Consider the following 11563-nt stretch of genomic DNA (forward strand, 5'->3'; position numbering starts at 1 on the left):
GCTTTTGCGGCCGCATCGACGATGCGGGCGGCCCATTCGGGGGGTAACTCAACAGCACAACCTCTCGAATCTGGTGTTTATCCAAGCCTACGCCCGCGGCGGTGCTTTCTTTGCCTTTAGCGAACCGGTGGCGGGTGGGGCGACAAGCCGATCTGCCTGCCGGTAACGTTTAACGTCACAGCATACTTAAAAGTCCCCAGAAGGCTACAGCAGTGATCGGCGGTATCGATGAGCTCCAACCCACCAAATGACGGCGAGAATCCGAAGGATCCCCTGTCGGAGATGCTGGCAAAACTTTTCGGTGGCCAGGGGGCGGGCGGCATCAATCCGGAAGAGCTTGCCAAAGCTACCGGTATGCCTTCCGACCCACAGTCCCTGGCCATGATGTTTCAACAGGTCCAGGCCATGATGAGTTCTCAAAGCGATGCTCCTGTGAATTGGCAGCTGGCACATGAGAACGCCCGTCAGGCAGCCGCTGCGGGAAACGATCCGTCGATTACAGCGGCCCGCGCCCGTGAGGTTGACGAAGCTCTCCGGCTGGCTGAAATGTGGCTTGATCCAGTCACCGATTTCCCAAGTACAAGCATGATCGGCCGGGCCTGGTCGCGGGCTGAATGGGTCGAGGAAACGATGGATACCTGGAAGCGGCTGACAGAACCCGTCGCCAACAGCGTCGCCTTCGCGCTTTCCTCAGCGCTTGGTGAGCAGATGCCGGAGGAAATGAAATCAATGATGGGCGGGGCACAGTCGATGCTGCAGAACATGGGCGGTGCCCTCTTCGGCATGCAGCTCGGACAAGCAGTTGGCGCCCTTTCAGGTGAGGTGGTCAGCGCCTCCGACATCGGGGTTCCGCTTGCTGGGAAACAGATGGCCATGCTACCCGCCAACGTCGACTCTTTTGGTGAAGGACTGGACGTGCCGCAGAAGGAAGTGATGCTCTTCCTCGCCGTCCGGGAGGCTGCCCATGCACGTCTGTTTGCGCATGTACCGTGGCTGAGCGGACATCTTTTGGGCGCCATAGAAAGCTTCGCAAGGGGCATCCACATCGACATGGGAAAGATCGAGGAACTGGCCCGCGATATTGATCCGACCAATCCGGAATCCATGCAGGAAGCACTATCCCACGGTGTCTTCATGCCTCAACGGTCGCCCGAACAGGATGCTGCCCTGGAACGGTTGGAAACGACTCTGGCGCTGGTCGAGGGCTGGGTCGATGAACTCAGCGCCGCTGCTGCTCAGAATTTGCCGTCTGCATCGGCTCTACGGGAGACCGTGCGCCGGCGCCGGGCCACTGGCGGACCGGCCGAGCATGCGTTCGCGTCGCTCGTTGGTCTTGAGCTTCGACCGCGGCGGCTCCGCGATGCGGCGGCATTGTGGTCGCATCTGGAGGAAGACCGGGGCATCGCTGGGAGGGACGCGATCTGGGCACATCCGGACCTCCTGCCGACAGCCGAGGATCTGGATGATCCATCCGGCTTCGGCGGCCGCCGAAAGCTGATTGAAGCGTCAGAAGAGGATGTCGACGCTGCTTTGCAGAAGCTTCTCTCAGGTGACTATGACGACAAGCCAAGCGACACGGGGCAGAGCGGTCCCGAGACTGACAGTACCGATGGTTCCGACGACGATAGCGGTGATTCCGGCAGTGAAGGCGGGGACTCTCCGGGCCGGAGTTAGTCCAGTTCCGTTTCGCCGGTAAGCCCCCGCGAACTGGCGAACGCGGCCCCTTCCAGGAATGCCTTGGCCCGGTTCGTTTCCGGATAGGCCTCCAACAACTGCCAGAACTTCGCGTTATGCGATGCGACGATCAGGTGCGTCAGCTCATGCAGAATGACGTAATCGATGACCCATTGCGGCATACCTCTGAGCTTGTTCGAAATGCGGATGGTCTCCATGGCCGGAGTTGCCGATCCCCAGCGCGAATTCTGGTTGCCAACCCACCTGATGCTCTGGGGCCGGGCCCTGCCTGCCAGATAGCGGGCTGACAGTTCCAGTGCATGATCCATCAGTTCGCGATCGCCGGTTGCCGCCCCTCCTGGCCGCTGCGCTGCCTTCGCTTTCTTCTGCTCAAGCCGCCCGACCATCTTTTGAACCCATTCGCGTTCCTCGTTGGCACTGAAATGCCCGGGGATAGCAACGACGGCTACTCCATCTTCCCAAAATGCTGAGACGGTGCGGCGGCGACGGGCGGAGCGGCGGACTTCGACCGGCTGTCCTGTCGTTGTTGTAGTCATGCCATGACGTTACCGTCCGTTTGAGCGCAAACCACTTCACACGGATCTGCCTGTGGAAAACGTCACTCGTTGACGATCCGCGTGCCAGCATTGGCTGCACGGGAACAACAGCATCAACATTATTGAGGCGAAACAGAACCGACGTCCGAACGGCGTTGGAGGGAGAAGGAGACGCAAATGTACATCAACCCGCGGTTGCAAGTGTTTGACCGGTCCGAACAGTGCGTCCAGTTCGGTGTTGGTGAGCAAAGCGTGATCCTCGACGGATTGACCGATCCCGACAGGAGACTCATCAATCTCCTGATCGAAGGAACAGACGAACCGGAGTCGGTGCTCGCAGGGAAATGCGGGTTACTTCCTGCCCGTGCCGCCTACCTGATCCGAATGCTGCAGCCGGTCTTGATCGTGCCCTCCCAGCGTAAAACTGCTTTGTCGGGACTGCGCGCTGATCGTCTCGAACCCGACATCATTCAATGGTCCGCGGCATATGAATTGAACGCAGCGCCCCTCATGGAACGGCGCAACCAGGCTGCGGTCCGCGTCATGGGGCTGGGCCGGACCGGCAGCACAATTGCACAGGCGCTTGCCGCGGCAGGTGTCGGCACCTTGCTGCTCGATGACAACCATCGTGTTGGTCCGGCAGATGTCGGGGCAGGGTCGTTCCGATTATGTGATGTCGGGATGTCCCGTGCCGCAGCCGTTCGTCGCCAAATACACCACATTGATCCGACAATCCAGACCCATGCCATTGGCCAGCCGGGACAAGAGCGAACGTACGATGCATCGTTTTTCACACTGGACCTGGTAATTCATATCGCCAACGACATCGCTGACGAGCAGCTGCAGGCGGACTTGATGCATAAGGAACAGCCGCATTTGCCGGTGACACTCCGGGACCGGGATGTACTCGTTGGTCCACTCGTCATACCCGGCAGAACCGCCTGCCTTGGATGCGTCGACCAGCACCGTGCAGACCAGGATCCGCAATGGCTGCAGATCTGCCGGACGATGCGGGCACGGGCCTTGGCCGAAACCGGCCCGTCACCTGAAGAAACTGCTGTTGCCTTGTTCGCGGCCGGATCAGCCGTTCTGCAGTCGCTGCTGCTGATCGACGGCGTTAACCGCCCCTCAAGTTGGTCGACCGTCGTCCAAATGCGCACGGCCGATGGCTCGAGCACCACCTTCAATTATCAGCCACATCCAGCCTGCGGCTGTACGGACCAGGGCCCGGCCACCAGCGCTGCCGGATAGGTCTCTGCGGCTCAACCGCCGTTGACAATCTCCAACACTGCTTCACCGTATCGTTCAAGTTTGCTCGGCCCCACTCCCGCCAGCGTAGACAACTGTTGAGAGTTGGCTGGCTTTGCCTCTGCGATAGCCACCAACGTCGCATCGGTGAAGACGACAAATGCCGGGACCTTCGCCGCGGACGCTTCCTCCAGCCGCCAGCTTCGCAATGCCTCAAAAGTGGCCTCGTCGTAGGTTGGCGGACAATCGCTGCATCTACCGACTTTGCGCTCCGCCCCCGTACCGAGCATGCTGCCGCAAGTGCGGCACTGTGCCGGTGCCGCAGACTTGCGGCGCTTCGGAGCCGACGCTGTTCCTCTGCTGGTCTGCGCAGTCGAATTGGGCCGAAGCCCGTCAAGGAAACGTGATGGTTTGCGGTTGGCCCTCCCGCCAGGCGTCCTTGCCGTCGACCACGACAACTGCAGATGTTTCCGTGCGCGGGTAATGCCCACGTACAACAACCGCCGCTCCTCGTCGACACCTTCGGGCGTATTGGCGAAAGAAATCGGCATCAGGCCTTCACTCAGCCCGACCAAGAAGACCGCGTCCCACTCGAGTCCCTTGGCTGAATGCAATGAAGCCAGTGTGACGCCCTGGACCGTGGGGGCATGCTGCGCGGCCGCCCGCTCGTCCAGTTCAGCAACAAAATCCAAGAGCGAAAACGTTGCGTCGGGAATTTTCGCCCTCGCGGCATTGAGCTCGTCCGCCAGGGACACCAACGCAGTCAGCGATTCCCAACGCTCGCGCACAGCCCCGCTGGTCTGAGGCGCCTGCGCACTGTAGCCAAGGGAGGATAAAACGTCCCTTACCTGCTGCGGTACAGCTTCATCGGTTCCCGCGCGGGACGCCGCCCGCAGCTGCAGAATGGCGTCGCGGACCTCCCTGCGCGCAAAGAACCGCTCGCCACCACGTAATTGGTACCCAATGTTATTGGCCGCCAGTGCCTGTTCGTACGCCTCGGACTGACCGTTGGTCCGGTACAAAACGGCAATCTGGCTGGCCTGTAAACCATCCCCAAGAAGTGTTTGGATCTTGCTCACGACGCCGGCCGCTTCCGCCTCATCATCACTGAATTCGCTAAATGACGGCTCAGGACCGGATTCCCGCTGGGCTATGAGCTGCAGCGGAGTGGCCCAGCTGTCCCGCACCGATTTTTTCGGCGCCGGTAACGCGGAGCCCATCGCTGATCTGCGCCGGTCCGCGGCTTCACCCTCAGCCGTACGCACCGCGAGAAGGTCGTTGGCGAGTTTCACTACCTCCGGAGTGGACCGGTAATCGCGTACCAGCTTGACCACCGTGGAATCCGGGAACTTCTCCGTGAATTTGAGAAGATGCTTCGAAGTCGCCCCTGTAAACGAGTAAATCGTCTGGCTGGCGTCCCCCACGACGCAGAGTTCCTCCCTGTCCCCCAGCCACAGTTCAAGCAATCGTTGCTGCAGGGGTGAAACGTCCTGATACTCGTCGACGACAAAGTGCCTGTACTGTGCCCGTACTGTCGCGGCGACCTTCGGATCCTCCTGGAGAATTCCGATCGTGATCAGCAGGACATCTTCGAAATCGATGACATTACGGTCCGTCTTGACGTCCTCATAGGACTGGAAGAGACGGGCGATGGTGGTGAAGTCGAATCCAGCCGGTTCGGCCCGGCCCACCGTTTGTTCCAGATACGTCGACGGCGTCAACATGGAGACCTTTGCCCACTCGATCTCGGAGGCAAGGTCGCGGATGGCGGCGCGGTCGGTGCTGAGCTTAAGCCGGCGGGCGGCCTCGGCAATCAGTGTCGCTTTGTGGTCCAGCAGCCCCGGAAGCGCTCCGCCGACGGCCTGCGGCCAAAAGAACTGCAACTGGCGCAGGGCGGCCGCGTGGAAGGTCCGGGCCTGAACTCCCCCGGCACCGAGATCGCGCAGACGGGTACGCATTTCCGCCGCCGCGCGGGCCGTAAAGGTGACGGCGAGAACCCGTTGAGGGTTGTAAACGCCGGCATGGACCCCGTAGGCAATCCGGTGGGTGATGGCACGGGTCTTACCGGTCCCCGCCCCCGCCAAAACGCACAACGGACCGGTCAGCGTGGAGGCGACAATGCGCTGCTCCTCATCCAGACCGCCGAGGATGCGGTCCTCCAACGACAATTCAGCCTCGTCATTGAAGGGCATGTCCTGCACGCTCACGAAGGCGTCTTCGCGGGTTCGACAATTGGACCGCCGTACCAATGCTCAATCAGCGACCGGGCAATTGAAGCTCCGGAGGCAATCTGGATTTCTCCACTGGAGACGGCCTCCGCCAGTTCTTCCCGGGTGAACCAGCGCACCGCGGTGATCTCGACGCCGTCGGGCACGGTTTCTGTGCCCTCTGCCTGAGCCGTGAACCCGAGCATCAGGGAACATGGGAACGGCCAGGGCTGCGACCCCATGTATTTGGGTGAATGAACGACGACGCCGGATTCCTCCGCGATTTCCCGCACCACGGCCGCTTCCAATGATTCCCCTGGCTCTACAAACCCGGCGAGTGTCGAGAACCTGTTTCCGGCCCACTGCGCCGAATTTCCCAGCAGCAGCCGGTCCTGGTCATCTACGACCGTGACGATAATCGCCGGGTCGGTCCGGGGATAATGCTCGCTGTTATCAAGCGGACATCGGCGGACCCAGCCGCCCGCCTCAACATCTGTCGGGGATCCGCAGCGCGGGCAGTGCTTGTGAGTGGCGTGCCAGTTCGATACGGCCGCCGCCTCGACAAAGAGCGCCGCGTCCCTCGGGGAAAGCTCGGTGGCGACCTCCCGCAATCCAAGCCATTCTGCGTCGTCTTCCCATTCCGCGGGCTTTTCCTTCAGGATCTGAAGTACGACGTCGGTGCCGGCCGGTTCATCCGCTGCCACGGTGGTCCGCCCCAAGTAGACGAGGTTCTCAGCCCACTCAGCCTGTTCGGTGTGCGCCGGCTGCAGCAGCATTAGGGAGAAATCCCGGATGAGCGTCTTGCCATTGTGGATCAGCATCACTTTGGTTGATGGCTCGGCCCAGATCAGGTCCATCATTCCCCCGGCAAGCCTGCGGTCGCCGCCGCGGTCCACTCCGATCCGCGCAAGTGCAAGGGATCCCAGCGGCGGATGGATTTCTTCGGGCGAAAGACCTGCCTCCGGCACGGTATTACTCATCCTCCTACGGTACTGAACCATTGCATGTTTTCACGATTCCTGAACGCAAGCTGTGGACGGCGCCTTCAGCTTCTCTTCAGGTTGCTCACAGCGTTCTATTGGCCACTGCAACCACGACTCGCCGCCGTTCAACGTGGTCGAAATCCGGGGATGGACCTACCGTTGGGAATGTGACGAGAACTCCCATGGAACTGGCAGCCATTGCAAGCGCCGCGGTGCCGGGGCTGACCCCGACAGGTGTGGCCTCCGCACCGGACGACGCGGCGGATTTCCACTCCGCCGTGTTGTTGGACAGCGCCGGAAAACGATGGCGGGTCCGTTCACCGAGACATGCTGAGGCAAGTGTCCGGTTGGAGACAGAACTGCATGTCCTGCGCTCGTTCACACCGGGAGTGCGTGCCAATCTGCCCTTCTTGATGCCGCATGTCGCGGGAACCGTCCGGCAGGACAACCTCACCACCTTCGTTTATTCGCATCTTCCCGGCTCAACCAGGACCATCGAGCAGCTCGTGGTTGAGCCGCGCCTTATCGCGGCTGAACTGGGACGGATTATGGCCGCCATTCATGACCTCCCGCTTGAACTGGTGCACGCAGCCGACCTGCCCAGCTACACGCCGAACGAATTCCGTCAACGCAGGCTCAATGAGCTTGATCAAGCGGCTACGACAGGGAAGATCCCCTCTTCGCTGCTGCTGAGGTGGGAAAACGCGCTCGAGGATATTGCGCTGTGGCAGTTCCGTCCATCGGTGGTCCATGGCGACCTGCACGAGGACAACCTGCTGATCAACAATGGGCGCGTCGCAGCTGTCAACGGCTGGACGGACCTTCGCATTGGTGATCCTGCAGACGATTTCGCCTGGTTGATCGCCGCCAATGACCAAAGTTTTGCTGATGCGGTGCTCGAGTCCTATTCTGTCGCCGGCAAAGGGGCCCCGGACCGGCATCTGCTGCGGCGGGCCGCGCTCTCCGCCGAGTTTGCCCTTGCTCAATGGCTTGTCCGGGGTATTTCCACCGGCGATGACGACATCGTCGCCGAAGCGGAGGAGATGCTCGCGGCGCTTGAATCGGACATCGAAGAATACGGTGGCCAGCCAATCTCCGTCGAAGCACCGGTGCCCGCACATTCCCCCGCCGTTGCGCCAGCCATAGACGGGGACGTGGACGGTTCCGACAAGCTGCCTCCGGTCAGTATCATCGATCCGGAGCCCACAGCTCCTGATCTTACGGATCCCGGCTTCCAGGAGCCAGGAACAACCCATCGAGACCCTTCCGATCCGGATCCGGGCGAATCTGCCGTCTCCACTGATGACTCACAGCGCGACGCGGGCGGAGCGGCCACGGAAACCCCCGGCAGCACTGAAGCTGTCCCGCCGGACGGGCCGGAAGAAGATGGTGAAGACTCAGAACGGCCGTCCGGGCAACAGCTGGCCGACGACGACACCCAGATGATTCAAGTTGTCGCCGACCCGGCCAACACACCGGGTGCGGCTATCCGTACGCACCCGTAATAATCGCCTCCAGCGCATCCTCGCCAGCCATATCGTGTGGTCGCACCACCTTGTTCTCCTTCACGTAGTAGAACGCCGCCTTCACCTGTTCCACTGGCACATTCTTCAGCCTGGCCCATGCCAGGCGGTACACCGCCAACTGGATGGAACGAATGCCCAGCTTTGACGCTAACGGCGGCGATCCGGTTTTCCAGTCGATCAAATCCCAGGTGCCGTCCGGGTCCTGGAACACGGCATCAATACGGCCGCGCACGACGACGGCATCGACCTGCGTCTCTACCGGGACCTCGATGGCGGCGGGTGCCCGCTGTGCCCACTCCGACGCTTTGAACGTGGCGACCATGTCGTCGAGTTCATATGCTTCGTCAATGAAGCTGTCGGATGTTTGTGGTTCCTCCCATTCGAGTACTCCCGCCGTTCCGAAATAGTCCTCGACCCAGGCATGGAACGCCGTCCCTTTGCGGGCGGCCATACCAGGCTTCCTCGGAACCGGCCGCCGCAATTGCCTAACGACCTCATCGGGATCGTCTGCCAGTTCCATCAAAGTCGAGGCGGAGATGTGGAATGGAAGTTCGACCTCCAAATGATCATCAGGGGCGTTGTGGCGCGCCAGCAGCAAGTCCGTTTCCCTCGCCCAGCGGGAAGCGGGGCCGTCCGGCATTTCGGGATGTACCTCTTGGAGATGCGGGGAATCGGCGCCATCGGGCGCTGCTGCGGCCGCCAGCACATGCCTGGCAGCCCGATCCATTTGTGCCCGCCGGCCCTGCCGCTTCCGGATTGGCCCGTCCGGACCATGTGGGCCCTCCAAGGGGTCATAGGGCCAGATGGCGGTTTCCAGACCGACCGTCATGGGATTGAACGTACTGATTGCATCGTCTTCCACCCATGCTTCTACGTCAGCGGAAGGCTTGTCTGTTTCCGTCAGCGGCAGTAGTTCCTCGAGAAAGGACGAGACAGGGGCGGCTCCCGACCGTGCGCCATTCCAAGCGGCGGATGTACACATCAGGACGTGTTTGGCGCGGGTGTAAGCAACGTAGGCTAGCCGGCGCTCCTCGAGCTCGGTATGGTTTCCCACCTCACCCTTGAAAACCTTCTCGCTGTCCACCCATCCCTTTTGGTCCGGATGATCACAGTCCCAGACCGGGAGCCCGGCACAATCACCACGCAATGGCCACGGCAGGGCAGCGTTGCCGCTGCTCCAACGCGCGTCCCGGTCAGTCGGGAAGGACGCCGCATTGAGGCCGGGAACGAATACCGCATCCCATTCCAATCCCTTGGAGGCATGGACGGTCAATAACTGGACCGCGTCACGGCGCACCTCGACCTGTGAAATATCGAGACCGTTCTCCTCCTCCGCGACAGCGTCCAACCAGCTTAGGAACGCCAGCAGGTCCAAACGTTGGGCTGTCTGGATGAACCCCGCCGCCGCATCGTGAAACGCGTCAAGGTGCCGGCGGGCGTAGTGGATAGTGACCCCGGGGATGGCAGCGACTTCAATGTCGAGCAACATGGCCCGTTCGACTTCAGAAAGCAAAGTCGTCAGGTCATCTCCAACAAAGGGCCGGAGACTGACGAGTTCCTTCCGGAGAGCGTCGAGCCGCGCTCTTCCCTCCGGGCTTAAGGAACGGCCATTCTTCGACGTCCAGCCGTCCCGGGGCAGCCAGTCCAGAGCTTCCACGAGGCTCGAACTGTCCACCTGGTCCTGTTCGACCACGGCGCTCCCGTCCGCTTCATCGGCAGTTGCATCAGCGTCATGGCCGTCGGCTGCGCGTTCACGCTGCCGGGCCAGGAATTTCGACCAGTCGGAAAAAGCCATGAGGTCGGCAGGCCCGATCCGCCAGCGGGCTCCTGCGAGCAGGCGCATTAGGGAATCCGACCGCGTCGGATCTGCAAGTACTCTCAGCGTGGCAACCAAATCTACGATTTCAGGCGTACTGAGCAATCCCCCGAGTCCGACGACTTCGTAGGGAACACCACGCTCTTCCAGTTCCTTGCGGATCGGTTCCATCTGGGCCCGGCGGCGGCACAGCACGGCGGCCGATGTAGGTTCGGCCCTTCCAGTCTCCGGATTCCTGGAGAAGGCAGTAGCCCGATACTGTTCGATCCGGCGGACCACTGCCGCGGCTTCATCCACTTCCGTTTCGAAGCGGCCCAGCAGCACCTTTCCGGACCCCGCTGCTGGACTCGGACGCAGCGCCGGCACTTCAATGCGGGCTCCCCCGGGCCTGTTGGGATCGGCCTTATTGAGCGGAAGGGAAATGGTGTTCGCCATATCGAGGATGTTGACCGAGTTGCGCCAGGCAACGCTGAGAAATTCAACCGGCGCCGGCGCCAACGAGCCATTTTCATCCCTGATGGGAAATTCCGTCGGAAACTGGAACAGCTGCCCGGCAGAAGCTCCCCGAAAACCATAAATGGACTGATTGGGATCGCCGACGGCAGTAACCGGATGACTACCGCCGAAAAGAAGCGAGAACAGCATCATTTGTGCGTGGGAAGTGTCTTGAAACTCGTCGAGGAGGACGACTTTGAACCTCTCCCGCTCCAACTCCCCCGCCTGCGGAACCTCCTTCGCGATGCGGGCAGCCAGGGATACTAGATCGCCGAAGTCGAGGGCGGAACGCTCACGCTTCGCTACGGCATAGTGCCCCACCAATTCGGCTACCGTGGCCCGGGTACGTAGCCGGTTGACCAATTTTCCTGCCTCGGCCGTGGACGGCTTCTCCTTCCCTGCGAGGTAGGGAAGTTGCTCCAGTTCCGAGGCCCTGTCAAGCAGGTACTTGCATACTCCATCAGGCTCCTGCAGGTGCTCCGAGCATTCTCCGGCCAGTTGGATAACCGCTTGTACGAGCGTCGACTTAGCCGCAGTGAAGTGCTCGAATTCGCCGCCGTAGGCCTCTACAACCTGGCTCGCCAGTTGCCAGGACTGGGCTCCACCCAGCAGGACGGAATCCCGCTCAATACCCAGCCGCAGTCCGTGGTCGGTGACAATCCCACTGGCATAGGAATGATATGTCGACACCTTGGGGTCGAGCAGTCCAGCCGAATCCCCGGATTCATCATTGCCGTCGGCCGGCAGTAGACCCTTCGCGGCCAGATTGGCCAGTTGTGCCCGTATCCGCGCAGACAGCTCGCCAGCCGCTTTCCGGGTAAACGTAACGCCGAGGATTTGTTCAGGGCGGACCTTTCCGTTTGCCACCAACCACACCACGCGGTCGGCCATCGTCGCGGTCTTGCCTGATCCCGCCCCTGCTATCACGAGCATGGGTTCCAGTGGCGCACTGATAATGGCCGATTGTTCAGGCGTCGGCCTGTGCTGGCCCAGGATGCCGGCGAGCTCCTCGGGCGTGTAACGTTCCCCGGCCTCCACCTCTGTTCTGTCCATTAGG

At 61.4% G+C, this 11563-nt stretch carries 7 protein-coding genes; 3 read left to right on the forward strand and 4 right to left on the reverse strand.

Annotated elements, in window-relative coordinates:
- Positions 1-228 precede the first annotated feature (228 nt).
- Positions 229-1674: a zinc-dependent metalloprotease gene (locus tag ACX80B_RS11745; protein WP_459296295.1), complete on the forward strand. Its 1446-nt coding sequence runs from the start codon at positions 229-231 to the stop codon at positions 1672-1674.
- Here the strand turns inward: ACX80B_RS11745 and ACX80B_RS11750 are convergent.
- Positions 1671-2231 carry a M48 metallopeptidase family protein gene (locus ACX80B_RS11750; RefSeq protein WP_459296297.1) on the reverse strand — a complete coding sequence of 187 codons (561 nt, stop codon included), beginning with the start codon at positions 2229-2231 and terminating at the stop codon, positions 1671-1673. The two genes, ACX80B_RS11745 and ACX80B_RS11750, sit on opposite strands and share 4 nt — an antisense overlap.
- Positions 2232-2408: 177 nt before the next feature.
- Here ACX80B_RS11750 and ACX80B_RS11755 point away from each other — a divergent pair, with 177 nt between their 5' ends.
- Positions 2409-3482: a ThiF family adenylyltransferase gene (locus ACX80B_RS11755; protein WP_459296299.1), complete on the forward strand. Its 1074-nt coding sequence runs from the start codon at positions 2409-2411 to the stop codon at positions 3480-3482.
- Between the two features lie 11 nt (positions 3483-3493).
- Here the strand turns inward: ACX80B_RS11755 and ACX80B_RS11760 are convergent, their stop codons facing one another.
- Together ACX80B_RS11760 and nudC are read right to left on the reverse strand one after the other, a co-directional pair.
- Complete coding sequence (locus ACX80B_RS11760; RefSeq protein ID WP_459296731.1) at positions 3494-5671, reverse strand: ATP-dependent DNA helicase UvrD2; 2178 nt, start codon at positions 5669-5671, stop codon at positions 3494-3496.
- Between the two features lie 11 nt (positions 5672-5682).
- A complete protein-coding gene (nudC, locus tag ACX80B_RS11765; RefSeq protein WP_459296301.1) occupies positions 5683-6666 on the reverse strand; it encodes an NAD(+) diphosphatase in 984 nt (327 codons plus the stop codon).
- Between the two features lie 170 nt (positions 6667-6836).
- On the opposite strand from nudC, the gene ACX80B_RS11770 reads away from it, so the two are divergent.
- A complete protein-coding gene (locus ACX80B_RS11770) occupies positions 6837-8174 on the forward strand; it encodes a macrolide 2'-phosphotransferase (RefSeq protein WP_459296303.1) in 1338 nt (445 codons plus the stop codon).
- Here the strand turns inward: ACX80B_RS11770 and ACX80B_RS11775 are convergent.
- Positions 8155-11559: an ATP-dependent helicase gene (locus ACX80B_RS11775; RefSeq protein WP_459296305.1), complete on the reverse strand. Its 3405-nt coding sequence runs from the start codon at positions 11557-11559 to the stop codon at positions 8155-8157. The two genes, ACX80B_RS11770 and ACX80B_RS11775, sit on opposite strands and share 20 nt — an antisense overlap.
- Positions 11560-11563 lie beyond the last annotated feature (4 nt).

This window comes from Arthrobacter monumenti, assembly GCF_054511255.1.